The organism is Serratia sp. BNK-10 (assembly GCF_047456065.1).
In the GTDB taxonomy this organism is placed as follows: Bacteria; Pseudomonadota; Gammaproteobacteria; order Enterobacterales; family Enterobacteriaceae; genus Serratia; species Serratia ureilytica.
This window is the reverse complement of the sequence record NZ_CP179894.1, coordinates 4,402,238-4,416,378: the sequence shown is the minus strand read 5'-3', so window position 1 is coordinate 4,416,378 and position 14,141 is coordinate 4,402,238. Positions and strand designations below refer to the sequence as shown.

Below are 14,141 nucleotides of genomic sequence, written 5' to 3'. Positions count from 1 at the left end.
TCAGCTAAACTGTAGTTCGTTTTTTAATCATGGCGTTTATCCCTTCCTGCACAGACTTAGGCAAAAACGTCAGAAACTGTAGCTGGCGCTGGTGAAGGCCATGCCCGAGGTGGTTTTCTCAACGATGGGGCTGTCGGCCGCGTCGCCCAGCAGGCGCGTTACGCCGACCCCGGCCTGGAAGGCCACGTTCGGTCGCCATTGGTAGTTGAGCGCGGCGGTGAGCGTCGCGTCCTTAAAGCCGCTGCCCGGCCGATACGCGCTGAAGGCGCTGTGCTGCGCCTGCTGCGACGTCACGCCGAAATAGCCGCGCTGATAGCCGCTGTTGGCCCAGGTGGTGGAGAGATTGCCGATAAGCGTCAGCTGTTCGCTGAGCGGATATTGCCCGGTCAGTCCGCTTTCCACATAGGCGGTGTGGCCCAGTTCTTCCCCGCCGTAGCTGCGTTTGCGCGTCGCCTGCATCCCTTTGACATAGGCGCGGAAGGGGTCGAGTTGGTAGCTCAGCTCAGCGCCGGCTTCCAGCGCGCCGCCCAGTTTGCCCATGCCTTTGAGCCGGGTGTTGCGCCCGCGCAAGGTTTTGATTTCCTCGTCACGGCCGGCGTCATAGTTGAGCAATAACGCGATGCCGACGGGCCCGGCGATGGGGAATTGCCAGCGCGCCCCTTCGCTGCCCGCGCTGAATTCTCCCCAGCTGGCGTTTTGATAGCCGGCATTCACCTGATACAGCGGTTCAATGCTGTAAAAAGACGAGCCTTCATAGGCGGGAGCGACGGCGAGGCCGCCGGCGAGCGTTAAAGACGCTTCGCCGTCCTGCGCCTGACCGGCGAGGGGAAAAAGAAAGAGCAGGGCGGCGGCAGAGGTACCCAGTTTATTATCCACGTTAAACACCTTTATATCATCCCATTGAATAAACGGCCCGCAGGCCCGCGTTTAAATGACGGCTTATTGATAAACGCCATGTTTATATTGATTAATCGACAGGCGACGGCGCGCCATTGGCGTTATTTCACCGCAATAGTGAAACGCATGGGGAATAAACAAAAGCCAAACAAATGGCATGATGGGGCGAGTTTATTATTGGCTGGGTTCAAAGCGCCTGTTTTTAAAGGAATGATGCAGAGAAGCGTATTTAATGTTTCTCGCAGAGGGATAGGTTGATTGCTCAACGAGGCGGAATAGGGCGCCTCGTTGAGCGTATCATCCGCCGTTATTTTTCCAACAGCGGTTTCAGGAAGCGCGCGGTGTGCGATTTTTCACACTCGGCGACCGTTTCCGGCGTGCCGGCGACCAGGATCTCGCCGCCGCCGCTGCCGCCTTCCGGCCCCAGATCGACGATCCAGTCGGCGGTTTTGATCACGTCCAGGTTATGCTCGATGACCACGATGGTATTGCCCTGATCGCGCAGCTGATGCAGTACCGCCAACAGCTGTTGGATATCGGCGAAGTGCAGACCGGTGGTCGGCTCGTCGAGAATATACAGCGTCTGGCCGGTGCCGCGTTTCGACAGCTCGCGCGCCAGCTTGACGCGCTGCGCCTCACCGCCGGAGAGCGTGGTGGCCGACTGGCCGAGGCGGATGTAGGACAGGCCGACATCCATCAGGGTTTGCAGCTTGCGCGCCAGCGCCGGCACCGCGTCGAAGAAATCGCGCGCTTCTTCGATGGTCATCTCCAGCACTTCGTGGATGCTCTTGCCTTTGTACTTCACTTCCAGCGTTTCGCGGTTATAGCGTTTGCCTTTGCACTGGTCGCACGGGACGTAGATGTCCGGCAGGAAGTGCATCTCGACCTTGATCACCCCGTCGCCCTGGCAGGCTTCACAGCGCCCGCCCTTGACGTTGAAGCTGAAGCGACCCGGCGTATAGCCGCGGCTGCGCGACTCCGGCACGCCGGCGAACAGCTCGCGCACCGGGGTGAAGATGCCGGTGTAAGTGGCCGGGTTGGAGCGCGGCGTGCGGCCGATCGGGCTCTGATCGATATCGATCACCTTGTCGAAATGTTCCAGGCCGGTCACTTCGCGGAACGGCGCAGGCTCGGCGATGGTGGCGCCGTTAAGCTGGCGCTGGGCGATCGGGAACAGCGTGTCGTTGATCAGCGTCGACTTGCCGGAGCCGGACACGCCGGTGATGCAGGTAAACAGACCGACCGGCAGCGTCAGCGTCACGTCCTTCAGGTTGTTGCCGCGCGCGCCGCTCAGCTTCAGCACCTTGGTCGGATCGGCCTGCACGCGCTGCGCCGGGATGGCGATCTCGCGCTTGCCGCTGAGGAACTGGCCGGTCAGCGATTCCGGCTGCGCCATGATGTCATCGACGGTGCCTTCCGCCACCACCTGGCCGCCGTGCACGCCGGCGCCGGGGCCGATGTCGATCACGTGGTCGGCGGCGCGGATGGCGTCTTCGTCATGCTCCACCACGATCACCGTGTTGCCGAGGTTGCGCAGGTGGATCAGCGTTTCCAGCAGGCGCTCGTTGTCGCGCTGGTGCAGGCCGATCGACGGCTCATCCAGCACGTACATCACGCCCACCAAACCGGCGCCGATCTGGCTGGCCAAGCGGATACGCTGCGCTTCGCCGCCGGAGAGCGTTTCCGCCGACCGGGACAGCGACAGATAGTTCAGGCCGACGTTCACCAGGAACTTCAGGCGATCGCCGATCTCTTTCAGCACTTTCTCGGCGATCTTGGCGCGCTGGCCGCTGAGCTTCATGTTCTGGAAGAACGTCATCGCATGGCCGATGCTCAGATCGGAGATCTCCGGCAGCGTGGTGTCTTCGACGAACACGTTGCGCGCCTCTTCACGCAGGCGGGTGCCGTGGCACGAGGCGCAAGGGCGGTTGCTGATGAACTTCGCCAGCTCTTCGCGCACCGCGCTGGATTCGGTCTCTTTATAGCGGCGCTCCATGTTGTGCAGCACGCCTTCGAACGGGTGGCGGCGCACGGTGGTGTCACCGCGATCGTTGATGTATTTGAATTCGATCGACTCTTTGCCGGAGCCGCTCAGCACCGCCTTCTGCACGTTGGCGCTCAGGGTGTTGAACGGGGCTTCGACGTCGAACTCATAGTGCTCCGCCAGCGAGCGCAGCATCTGGAAGTAATAGAAGTTGCGGCGATCCCAGCCGCGGATCGCGCCGCCGGCCAGCGACAGCTCGGGGTTTTGCACCACGCGATCCGGATCGAAGAACTGTTGCACGCCCAGTCCGTCGCAGGTCGGGCAGGCGCCGGCCGGGTTGTTGAAGGAAAACAGGCGCGGTTCCAGTTCGCGCATGCTGTAGCCGCAGATCGGGCAGGCGAAGTTGGCGGAGAACAGCAGCTCGTCCGCTTTTTCGTCGTCCATGTCCGCCACCACCGCGGTACCGCCCGAGAGCTCCAGCGCGGTTTCGAACGATTCGGCCAGGCGCTGCGCCATGTCGTCGCGCACCTTGAAACGGTCGACCACCACTTCGATGGTGTGTTTTTTCTGCAGCTCCAGCTTCGGCGGATCGGACAGATCGCACACTTCACCGTCGATGCGCGCGCGGATATAGCCTTGGGTGGCCAGGTTTTCCAGCGTTTTGGTGTGTTCGCCCTTGCGATCTTTCACTACCGGCGCCAGCAGCATCAGGCGCTTGCCTTCCGGCTGGCTCAGCACGTTATCGACCATCTGGCTGACGGTTTGCGCCGCCAGCGGCACATGGTGATCCGGGCAGCGCGGCTCGCCGACGCGGGCGAACAGCAGGCGCAGGTAGTCGTGGATCTCGGTGATGGTGCCGACCGTGGATCGCGGGTTGTGCGAGGTGGATTTTTGCTCGATGGAGATCGCCGGCGACAGACCTTCAATATGGTCGACGTCCGGTTTTTCCATCAGCGACAGGAACTGGCGCGCATAGGCGGAGAGTGATTCGACATAGCGCCGCTGCCCTTCGGCATACAGCGTATCGAAAGCCAGCGAAGACTTGCCGGAACCGGACAGGCCGGTGACGACGATCAGTTTGTCACGCGGGATGATCAGGTTGATGTTTTTCAGATTATGGGTTCGAGCACCACGAACTTCGATATTGTCCATTTACACTTCCCGTCTTGATGATACACCGCGCCTGTCGCGATTTTTGCGGGGGATTTTGTGATGGATCTCGCAAAAAACCGGCACAGCCAGGTCGAAACGCATAATTATGACACAAAAAAACCTGAATGGATATCCAGTATGCGAATGCAATAAGGTCGATTGGAAAGACAATTCTGGAATGCAATTCGCACTTATCAACACGGGTGTGGTTTCGTACTCAGCGTGGTAAACTGACGCGTTTATACTGTGTAGAAATCAATCATCGGGAGAAGTGCTCATGGCCAGCAGAGGCGTAAACAAAGTAATTCTGGTCGGGAATCTGGGTCAGGATCCAGAAGTCCGTTACATGCCGAACGGCGGCGCAGTGGCCAACATTACCCTGGCGACCTCCGAAAGCTGGCGTGACAAGGCGACCGGCGAACAGAAAGAGAAGACCGAATGGCACCGCGTCGTGCTGTTCGGCAAACTGGCCGAAGTGGCGGGCGAATACCTGCGTAAAGGCTCTCAGGTCTACATCGAAGGCTCCCTGCAGACCCGTAAATGGCAGGATCAGAGCGGCCAGGATCGCTACACCACCGAGATCGTGGTTAACGTCGGCGGCACCATGCAGATGCTGGGCGGCCGTCAGGGCGGCGGCGCACCGGCCGGTCAATCTGCCGGCGGCCAGGGCGGTTGGGGTCAGCCTCAGCAGCCACAGGGCGGCAACCAGTTCAGCGGCGGCCAGCAGCAGTCTCGTCCGGCGCAGAACAGCGCTCCGGCGACCAGCAACGAACCGCCAATGGATTTCGACGACGATATTCCGTTCTAAGCCTGGCAACAGCGCTAAAAAAACCCCGCTCAGGCGGGGTTTTTTGTGGGCGCTCACTGCCGATTTTCTACGGCGGTGTCGCCAATCAGTAAATTGCTACCGGGTTGATGTTGACCTGGGTTGAACCGACATACAGCGGTTGCCCCAGTACGAACAGGAATTCCCAGGTTTTCGTGCGCACCAGTGGGCGGCTGTCGATCAGTTCCAGGTTATAGACGCCGCGTTTGGCCAGCAGGTATTGGTTGACCGGGAACTCTTCGTCATTTTTCGGGTTAGGGTATACTTCGGAAGCCCAGGTATCACCGCCAAAGGCCACGATGCCTTGGTCAGCCAACCACTTCGCCGCTTCCATGCCGATACCCGGTTCAACTTCCAGGAACTTTTTATTGTCTTTGCCAATCAGCTCCAGCCAGCCGGTGTTGAACAAGACAACGTCGCCTTTGCGTAAACTGATGCCCTGCTTTTTAAGCACCGCTTGAATATCCGCAACGGAAAATTCGGTGCCGCCCGGAACGATGTCTTTATGATAATAAGCCGTCATATCGAGTACGACGCCGCGTGTGACCATGGGCGGCACTTTTTCCACGCCCAATTTTTTCACGCCATCTACGGTGACGAAATCCGCCGCCTTATTGCCGTTATAATAAACATTGTCGATGCCGATATGGCCAATGCCATTCAACTGAGTGCCGACGCCGGTCCAGGCATTCACCAATTCATCATTAAAGGTGAATTTATTTGGGCCAAGCGTTTTACCGTCCTGCTGACCAGGCTGAATATTATATAAGCGGAAGCTGCGGTGGCGGAACGCCGGGAAATCTTTATCGACGGGCACCGCCAATGACAATGTCTTGCCTTGTTTTACCAACTGCACGGACTGTAATACCACTTCTGGCGTGAGCAGGTTGGCGGCGCCGATTTCGTCTTTTGCACCGTAAACGGAAGGATACCAGTCTGACGGCTGAGCGGCGGACTCTGCGGCGTGTGCAGGCACTGTGGCAAGCAAAGGCAGCAAGAGGGAGAGGCGATACAATGATTTCATCAGTGACTCATCCTTATAACAACGTATTGCAGGGTGAATGAAAATGAGCCGTCCGGACATGGCGACATCAGGCCGCCGAATAATAACCGGTGGAGAAAGAAGCTCATTTTTGGGTGCGCGGGGTGTATTAGCGTAATGCCTTATAACAAGGCGTGGTGAATAACCACCCGACGATGACTTCCTTATGCGGAAATAAAGAACGCCGGGCGAGCGGCGTCATTGATATTATTTTTTCAGCTCAGCACTCATGGTGACGAAATTACCCATATAGGCGCTGGTGATTTTGTAGCCGCTTGCGCCGGCCTCTTGCGCTTTTTTAGCGATGAGGGCTTCGGTGGAATCCAGCGTGCTGCCGGTTGCGGTAACGCTCTCTGCTGCAGCGTTAAACGACAGCGTGGAAAACAGAGCGAGTGAAATAACGGTGGTCATGGTTTTCATATCTTTATCCTGTGTTCGAAGATTCGAAAAATAAGGGTGTCCGGTACGACACGATGGAACGAAGGATAAAGGGGGCAGTGAGGTGAATAAATAACAGAATCGTCAATAAACTATTCCGTTTTTGTACATAAACTGATTCGATTGTTGTCTTTCACGCGGGATTGGCGGCGTAAAGCGTGGGAAGGGGAAACAAGCGTGCATCGACGTCGTCAGGCTTGCATACCGCGGCAAGCCAATAAAAAGCCCCTCGCGGGGCTTGGATGTTACGCCGAGAAGCCGCCGTCGATGCTCAGGCTGGCGCCGGTGATGTAACCCGCCTGCGGGCCCGCCAGGTAGGCGACAAAACCGGCGATCTCTTCATCTTTGCCGTAGCGGCCGATCGCCATCAGCTGCTTGAGCTGATCGGCGAACTCGCCGGCGTCCGGGTTCATTTCGGTGTCCACCGGGCCGGGCTGCACGTTATTGACGGTGATGCCGCGCGGGCCGAGATCGCGCGCCATGCCCTTGGTCAACCCGACCAGCGCCGATTTGCTCATCGCGTACACCGCCGCGCCGCCGAACGGCACGCGCTCGGCGTTGGTGCTGCCGATGTGGATGATACGGCCGCCGTCGTTCATGTGGCGTGCCGCCTCCTGGCTGGCGACGAATACGCTGCGCACGTTGACCGCCAGCATGCGATCCAGGTCGTCCAGCGCCAGTTCCTCGGTGCCGCCCAGTGTAAATACCCCGGCGTTGTTCACCAGAATATCCAGGTTGCCGAAGTGGCTCACCGCCTGGCGAACCGCCTGCTGCAGCGCCGCAGCATCGGCGCTGTCGGCCTTGATGGCGAGGGCTTTGCCGCCGGCGGCGGTCACGGCGCTCGCCACCGCTTCGGCGCGATCGGCCGAGGCGGCATAGGTAAAGGCGACGGCGGCGCCTTCGTTCGCCAACCGTTTCACGATGGCGGCGCCGATGCCGCGGGAGCCGCCCTGAACGAATGCGACTTTGCCTTGCAGAGGTTGTGCTGTCGTCATGCTATTTCTCCAAAGTGGGTGAGGGGATTGCGTTGTCATTCAGTATGGGTGAAATGAATGGCGATCACTGTCCACAAAGAGCTCTGGCCGCCTGAAACGAGAAAAGCCCCTTGCGGGGCTTCTTTCTTCCGTCGATTGGCTGTCCGACGATCAGTTGAAGATTTCTGCGGTGCCGTACAGTTTGTTTTGGCCGCCGGCGGCGACGATGCGGTAGGAACTGGCGCCCGACGCGGCGGCTTTGCTGGCCAGTTCGCTTTCCAGCGCGCTCAGGTTGGCGGCGCCGCTCACGGTGACTACGCCGATTTTCTGCGCGTCTGCGGCTGGCTGGCTGGTTGGCAGCTCAGCGGCGAAGGTAGCGAAAGAAGCGGTAGCCAGCAGTGCAGCGGTAGCAAAAATTTTGACGTTTTTCATGATGTGTTCCTCAGAGTATTTATTAGGTGAGAGCGCGTTGTCTCTCGATGTGTTAAATACTAGTGCACCGGGTGTGAATAAAAAATCGGAGAGTTTTGAGTATCTCTGTCAAATAAATTGACGGTTTTTCAGCCGTTGGCGTGCGGCAAAAATTGCCACTACCCTTTACAGACGATCCTTAACCGGAGAAGCGTCATGACGGTAAACGCGTTTATCGGCAGCTGGGCGTTGGTGTCGTCGGCGTTCAAAAACCAGAACGGCGAGCTGAATTACCCGCTGGGCGAGCAGGTGTTGGGGCGCATCCACTATGAGGCCAACGGCACGATGGCGGCGCAGCTATACAGCGCCGTGCGGCCGCGTTTCGTCGCCGACGATTTGGCGCAGGGATCCGAGCGGGAGATCCATGCCGCCTTCATCAATATGATTTGCTATTTCGGCCGTTATCAGGTGGAAGAAAGCGAGCAACGGGTGGTGCATCAGGTTGAAGGCTGCTCGTTCCCCAATTGGATAGGCAGCCGTCAGGTGCGCTTTTACGCCTTTAACGCCGATCGGCTGACGTTGCGCACGGCGCCGCTGCAGCTCGGCAACGGCGTGCAGATCGGCGAACTGGTGTGGCAGCGGACAGGAGCGTCATCATGATCATTGTTCATCATCTCAATCACTCGCGGTCGCAGCGCATTCTGTGGTTTTTGGAAGAGCTGGGCGTGCCCTATCAGGTGCAACGCTACGAGCGCGATCCGCACACTCTGCTGGCGCCGCCGGCGCTGAAAAAGATCCACCCGCTGGGCAAATCGCCGGTGATCGTCGATGGCGATCTGACGCTGGCGGAATCCGGCGCCATTATCGAATACTTGCAGGAAGCCTACGACGCACAGGGCATGTTTATGCCGACGGACTTCCACGCGCGCCAGCAATACCGCTACTGGTTGCACTACGCTGAGGGATCGCTGATGCCGCTGTTGGTGATGAAGCTGGTGTTCAGCCGTCTCGGCCAGCCGCCGATCCCCTGGCTGCTGCGGCCGGTGGCGGGCGCGATCGGCAAGGGCGTACAGCGCGAATACCTCGACAAACAGATCGCGCCGCACTGCGAGTATCTCGAACAGCACCTGAACAAGGGCAGCTGGTTCGTCGGCAACGATTTCAGCGCGGCGGACATACAGATGAGCTTCCCGCTCGAGGCGATGGCGGCGCGCGGCGCGTTGGACAATTGCCCGAAACTGCGTGGCTTCCTGCAGCGCATCCACGCCCGGCCCGCTTACCAGCGGGCGCTGGAACAGGGCGGCCCTTACGACCTGCTGAGTTAAGCGGATGGGCTATACTCGATGGGGTCATTCTTCATCGGAGGTAGCCCATGGCTACGCAAATCTTCGTAAATCTGCCCGTACGCGATCTGCCCGCCTCAATGGCGTTTTTCACCCAGCTCGGCTTCAGCTTCAACCCGCAATTTACCGACGATACCGCCGCCTGCATGGTGGTCAGCGACACGATTTACGTGATGCTGCTGACCCACGACAAATTCAGGATGTTTACCCCGAACCCGATCGGCGACGCCAAACAGGCCACCGAAGTGTTGGTGTGCCTGTCGCAACCCAGCCGGGCGGCGGTGGACGAACTGGTGCGCAAGGCGATCGCCGGCGGCGGCAATACCTATCATCCGCCGCGGGACTATGGCGTGATGTACGGCCACGGATTTCAGGACCTGGACGGCCATATCTGGGAATTGATGTATATGGATCCCGCAGCGGTGCAGGCGCAATAAGATCGCCGTGAAGCAGGTCGGCAGGGGCGCCGGATCGCCCCGTCTTTTCGCGCAGAAGCCCTTCCCGCCGCTTTCTGCATAAATTGCCGCGATCTTTAGTTGATTAGACGCTAGGGAAGGCAGGATAATCGTTTGCCTTGAATAAACCACCATAAATCACCCGTACCGCGCGCTGCGAGTTAAACGTTTGCCTTGGTGCGCATCGCCGTTGGCGGTGCGACGGAAGGGCAAGGAAGCGGAACGTGACGTAAACGATTACGTGGCGATCAGGCGCGGGCGAGATTACAGGCCTGCTGCGACGGGCCGATTCATGAAACACAGGGGAAGTAACCTATGTCGAACTCTCAAGCGAACCACGCCGCAAAACCAACCGGCGGGCTTGATGGCTATTTTAAAATTTCCGCGCGCGGCAGCAGCGTGCGTCAGGAGGTGGTGGCGGGGCTGACCACCTTCCTGGCGATGGTGTACTCGGTGATCGTGGTGCCGAGCATGCTGGGCAAAGCGGGTTTCCCGCCGGCGGCGGTGTTCGTTTCCACCTGTCTGGTGGCCGGTCTGGGCTCGCTGCTGATGGGGCTGTGGGCTAACCTGCCGATGGCCATCGGCTGTGCGATCTCGTTGACCGCCTTTACCGCTTTCAGCCTGGTGCTCGGCCAACATATCAGCATTCCGGTGGCGCTGGGCGCGGTGTTCCTGATGGGCGTGCTGTTTACCGTCATCTCGGTCACCGGCATCCGCGCCTGGATCCTGCGCAACCTGCCGATGGGCGTGGCGCACGGCACCGGCATCGGCATCGGGCTGTTCCTGCTGCTGATCGCCGCCAACGGCGTCGGCCTGGTGGTGAAGAACCCGCTGGATGGCTTGCCGGTGGCGCTCGGCGCGTTCACCTCTTTCCCGGTCGTCATGACGCTGGTCGGCCTGGCGGTGATCTTCGGCCTGGAGAAACTGCGCGTGCCCGGCGGCATTCTGCTGGTGATCATCGCCATTTCCATCATCGGCCTGATCTTCGACCCGGCGGTAAAATATCAGGGGCTGTTCGCCATGCCGAGCCTGGCGGACGCTGACGGCAAATCGTTGATCTTCAGCCTGGATATCATGGGCGCATTGCAGCCGGTGGTGTTGCCGAGCGTGCTGGCGCTGGTGATGACCGCGGTGTTCGACGCCACCGGCACCATCCGCGCGGTAGCCGGGCAGGCCAACCTGCTGGACAAAGACGGCCAGATCATCAACGGCGGCAAGGCGCTGACCTCAGATTCCCTGAGCAGCATCTTCTCCGGGCTGGTGGGCGCCGCGCCCGCCGCGGTCTACATCGAGTCCGCCGCCGGCACCGCCGCGGGCGGCAAGACCGGCCTGACCGCCACCGTGGTCGGCGTTCTGTTCCTGCTGATCCTGTTCCTGTCGCCGCTGGCCTATCTGGTGCCGGTCTACGCCACCGCGCCGGCGCTGATGTACGTCGGCCTGTTGATGCTGAGCAACGTCACCAAGCTGGACTTCAACGACTTCGTCGACGCGATGGCCGGCCTGCTGTGCGCCGTGTTCATCGTGCTGACCTGCAACATCGTCACCGGCATCATGCTGGGCTTCAGCTCGCTGGTCATCGGCCGCATCTTCTCCGGCGAATGGCGCAAGCTGAACATCGGCACCGTGCTGATCGCCGTGGCGCTGGTGGCGTTCTACGCCGGCGGCTGGGCGATTTAAGCCTCTTGGGTTTCCCTCGCCCATCGGGCGGGGGAGCCTGTGACGGCAATTCCCTTCTTAAGATAAGTCTTCTTCTGCTCTGCACCGCGTTTTGAAAGGCACAACAAGCTTTAACGGCTGTAAAAAAAGTGATCTACTATCGGGACCAACGCAGGCCCTGAGCCGATGTCGTCTGAATCGTAGAGTCTAAGGAAAGCATGGAAATCTTTTTTACAATCCTCATTTTGATCCTGGTGGTCTCCCTGTCCGGGGTGGTGACGCGCATGTTGCCGTTCCAGGTGCCGCTGCCGCTGATGCAAATCGCCATCGGGGCCCTGTTGGCCTGGCCGCATTTCGGGCTGCACGTCGATTTTGATCCCGAACTGTTCCTGGTGCTGTTCATCCCGCCGTTGCTGTTCGCCGACGGCTGGAAAACGCCGACGCGCGAGTTCCTGCATCACGGGCGTGAAATTCTCGGCCTGGCGCTGGTGCTGGTGCTGATCACCGTGGTCGGCGTCGGTTATCTGATCTACGCCATGGTGCCGGGCATTCCGCTGGTGGCGGCCTTCGCGCTGGCGGCGGTGCTGTCGCCGACCGATGCCGTGGCGCTGTCCGGCATCGTCGGCAAAGGGCGGATTCCCAAGCCGATCATGGGCGTGCTCGAGGGCGAGGCGCTGATGAATGACGCGTCCGGCCTGGTGTCGCTCAAGTTCGCCATCGCGGTGGCGATGGGCACGATGGTGTTCACCGTGGGCGGCGCGACCCTTGAATTCCTCAAAGTGGCGATCGGCGGCCTGTTGGCCGGCGTGGCGGTCACCTGGACTTACAGTAAATCGCTGCGGGTGATGAGCCGCTGGAGCGGCGACGATCCGGCGACCCAGATCGTGTTCCTGCTGCTGCTGCCGTTCGCGTCCTACCTGATCGCCGAACATATCGGCGTTTCCGGCATCCTGGCGGCGGTGGCGGCGGGGATGACCATCAGCCAATCCGGCGTGATCCGCAACGCGCCGCTGGCGATGCGCCTGCGCGCCAACAGCGTGTGGGCGATGCTGGAATTCGTGTTCAACGGCATGGTGTTCATCATGCTGGGCCTGCAGCTGCCGGGCATTCTTGAAACCTCCATCCTGCAGGCGGAGCTGGATCCGACCATCCAGACCTGGTATCTGTTCGCCGACGTGGCCACCATCTACGCCGCGCTGCTGGTGCTGCGTTTCACCTGGCTGTGGGTGATGAAGAAGGCCAGCAACCGCTTTATGAAAAAGCGTCCGCTGCAGTTCGGCGATTACAGCACGCGTGAGCTGTGGGTGGCGTCGTTCGCCGGGGTGCGCGGGGCGATTACCCTGGCCGGCGTGCTGTCGATACCGCTGTTGCTGAGCGACGGCACCGCCTTCCCGGCGCGCTATCAGCTGGTGTTTATCGCCGCCGGGGTGATCCTGCTGTCGTTGATTGTCGGCGTGCTGGCATTGCCGCTGCTGTTGCGCGGCGTGCAGGTGACCGACAAGAGCGCCAGCAAGCAGGAAGAGCGCATGGCGATCGCCATGGCGGCCGAGGTGGCGATCGAGAGCGTGAATAAAATGGAAGAGCGCCTGGTCGCCGATACCGAAGAGAACCTCGATCCGCAGGTGTTGAAAGAGGTCAGCTCGCGGGTGACGGGCATGCTGCGGCGGCGTATCGCGTCGAAAGACGATATCGAGAATGCGCTGGCGATGGAAAACCTCGAGCGGCGTTTCCGCCTGACGGCGCTGCGCGCCGAGCGCGGCGAGCTGTATCACCTGCGCGCCACGCAGAAAATCAGCAACGAGACGCTGCAAAAACTGCTGCACGATCTCGATTTGCTCGAAGCGCTGTTGATCGAGCGCGAGGGGTAAACGCAGAGGGAGGAATAAACGGTTTTCCCCGTTATCCCCATCCTGAAGGGCCGCCTGTGCGGCCCTTGTTTTTTGGCTACTTGACCGGCGGCCAGTAGTCGCGGCAGCAGGCGATCCAGGCCTGCGCGCTGTGCGACAAATAGCTGCCTTGGCGCCAGATCAGGCCGATTTTCCATTCCATGCGCGGTTCCAGCGGCAGCCAGACCAGGTTTTCCTTATCCAGCCAGCGGCAAACCGGCTCCGGCAGCATGGCGATGCCCACGCCGGCCTGCACCATCGAGGCGAGGAAGTCCCATTGGCCGCTGCGCACCGCGATTTGCGGTTCAAAACCGGCCAGGCGAAACGCCTTCATCAGCATCTTGTAAAGCGCAAAGTCTTCGTTATAAATCAGGATCGGGCTGTCGGCCAATTCGGCGATATTGATGCTGGTGCGGTTGAGCCACTGCGGCGTGCGCGGCGCCACCACGCACATCGGGTGGCCCAGCAGCGGCAGAAAGGTCAGCGGCTGCTCCGAGTCGAAGGGCAACACCGTCATCGCCAGATCCAGTTCGCCGGACATCACCGCCTGTTCGACCGACAGCCCGCCCAGCTCGGAAATCTTCAATTCGATGCCGGGGTAGGTCTGACGAAAGCGGCGGATCAGATCGGCGATCTGCCTGCCGACCATCGGCGGAATGCCCAGCCGCAACACGCCCTTTTTCACCGAGCTGATGTCTTCCAGCTCCGCCTCCAACTGGCGGAATTCGTCGAGGATCGTCAGGCCGCGCTGATACACCGCCTGGCCGCTGTCGGTCAGGCGCAGCTTGCGGCCTTCGCGGATCAGCAGCGTGCATTCCAGCTCCTCCTCCAGATGCCGCAGCATTTTGCTGATGGTGGGCTGGGTGACGAACAGTTTTTCCGCCGCGCGGGTGAAGCTTTGCTGGCGCACCACTTCAACGAAGTAGCGCAGGGTGCGGACATCCACGTTAGGGTTCTCCTTGGGGACGCTACCGGCGGGAAACTATTCCCGGACGGCATGATGTCGATAATTTTAATTCATTTCAGGCGTGGTTTCCCGGCTGCGTATACTGTAGGCCGTCAATTATTGTTTGAGGT

At 60.1% G+C, this 14,141-nt stretch carries 14 protein-coding genes; 7 read left to right on the top strand and 7 right to left on the bottom strand.

Translation table 11 applies throughout. The features are described from left to right. Positions 1-69: 69 nt before the first annotated feature. Positions 70-876 carry a MipA/OmpV family protein gene (locus ACMGG9_RS21250; protein WP_033651345.1) on the bottom strand — a complete coding sequence of 269 codons (807 nt, stop codon included), beginning with the start codon at positions 874-876 and terminating at the stop codon, positions 70-72. A gap of 78 nt (positions 877-954) precedes the next feature. On the opposite strand from ACMGG9_RS21250, the gene ACMGG9_RS21245 reads away from it, so the two are divergent. Further along, positions 955-1,155 carry a hypothetical protein gene (locus ACMGG9_RS21245; protein WP_145957780.1) on the top strand — a complete coding sequence of 67 codons (201 nt, stop codon included), beginning with the start codon at positions 955-957 and terminating at the stop codon, positions 1,153-1,155. Between the two features lie 49 nt (positions 1,156-1,204). Here the strand turns inward: ACMGG9_RS21245 and uvrA are convergent, their stop codons facing one another. Continuing rightward, positions 1,205-4,033 carry an excinuclease ABC subunit UvrA gene (gene uvrA / locus ACMGG9_RS21240; protein ID WP_147838994.1) on the bottom strand — a complete coding sequence of 943 codons (2,829 nt, stop codon included), beginning with the start codon at positions 4,031-4,033 and terminating at the stop codon, positions 1,205-1,207. 277 nt (positions 4,034-4,310) lie between these two features. Between uvrA and ssb1 the strand changes: the two genes are divergently transcribed. Continuing rightward, positions 4,311-4,841 (top strand): single-stranded DNA-binding protein SSB1, encoded by a 531-nt coding sequence (ssb1, locus tag ACMGG9_RS21235; protein ID WP_004936793.1) that lies wholly within the window; start codon positions 4,311-4,313, stop codon positions 4,839-4,841. Between the two features lie 85 nt (positions 4,842-4,926). On the opposite strand, the gene ACMGG9_RS21230 is transcribed toward ssb1, so the two are convergent. The 4 genes from ACMGG9_RS21230 to bhsA form a co-directional block, all read right to left on the bottom strand. Then, positions 4,927-5,943, bottom strand: coding sequence for a cyclase family protein (locus tag ACMGG9_RS21230; protein ID WP_414161707.1), 1,017 nt, complete (start codon positions 5,941-5,943; stop codon positions 4,927-4,929). 165 nt (positions 5,944-6,108) lie between these two features. Then, on the bottom strand, positions 6,109-6,321 hold the full coding sequence (locus tag ACMGG9_RS21225) for a DUF1471 domain-containing protein (RefSeq protein WP_033644427.1): 213 nt from the start codon (positions 6,319-6,321) through the stop codon (positions 6,109-6,111). A gap of 263 nt (positions 6,322-6,584) precedes the next feature. Next, the gene (locus tag ACMGG9_RS21220) at positions 6,585-7,334 is read right to left on the bottom strand and encodes a 3-oxoacyl-ACP reductase family protein (RefSeq protein ID WP_046687892.1); all 750 of its coding nucleotides are present in this window, start codon (positions 7,332-7,334) and stop codon (positions 6,585-6,587) included. 150 nt (positions 7,335-7,484) lie between these two features. Beyond that, positions 7,485-7,745: a multiple stress resistance protein BhsA gene (gene bhsA / locus ACMGG9_RS21215; RefSeq protein WP_047573541.1), complete on the bottom strand. Its 261-nt coding sequence runs from the start codon at positions 7,743-7,745 to the stop codon at positions 7,485-7,487. 195 nt (positions 7,746-7,940) lie between these two features. Here bhsA and ACMGG9_RS21210 point away from each other — a divergent pair, with 195 nt between their 5' ends. The 5 genes from ACMGG9_RS21210 to ACMGG9_RS21190 all read left to right on the top strand — a co-directional run bounded on the left by ACMGG9_RS21210 (position 7,941) and on the right by ACMGG9_RS21190 (position 13,046). Then, a complete protein-coding gene (locus tag ACMGG9_RS21210) occupies positions 7,941-8,384 on the top strand; it encodes a lipocalin-like domain-containing protein (RefSeq protein ID WP_033651226.1) in 444 nt (147 codons plus the stop codon). Beyond that, on the top strand, positions 8,381-9,049 hold the full coding sequence (locus ACMGG9_RS21205; RefSeq protein ID WP_033644433.1) for a glutathione S-transferase family protein: 669 nt from the start codon (positions 8,381-8,383) through the stop codon (positions 9,047-9,049). Before ACMGG9_RS21210 ends, ACMGG9_RS21205 begins: the two co-directional genes overlap by 4 nt. 47 nt (positions 9,050-9,096) lie before the next feature. Beyond that, positions 9,097-9,504: a VOC family protein gene (locus tag ACMGG9_RS21200; protein WP_015379207.1), complete on the top strand. Its 408-nt coding sequence runs from the start codon at positions 9,097-9,099 to the stop codon at positions 9,502-9,504. A 333-nt stretch (positions 9,505-9,837) separates the two neighbouring features. Continuing rightward, positions 9,838-11,199 carry an NCS2 family permease gene (locus tag ACMGG9_RS21195; RefSeq protein ID WP_033644434.1) on the top strand — a complete coding sequence of 454 codons (1,362 nt, stop codon included), beginning with the start codon at positions 9,838-9,840 and terminating at the stop codon, positions 11,197-11,199. Between the two features lie 197 nt (positions 11,200-11,396). Continuing rightward, a complete protein-coding gene (locus ACMGG9_RS21190; RefSeq protein WP_004936822.1) occupies positions 11,397-13,046 on the top strand; it encodes a Na+/H+ antiporter in 1,650 nt (549 codons plus the stop codon). 76 nt (positions 13,047-13,122) lie between these two features. Here the strand turns inward: ACMGG9_RS21190 and ACMGG9_RS21185 are convergent, their stop codons facing one another. Continuing rightward, entirely contained in the window at positions 13,123-14,010 is an 888-nt protein-coding gene (locus ACMGG9_RS21185) for a LysR family transcriptional regulator (RefSeq protein ID WP_033651228.1), read from the bottom strand. Positions 14,011-14,141: the final 131 nt, after the last annotated feature.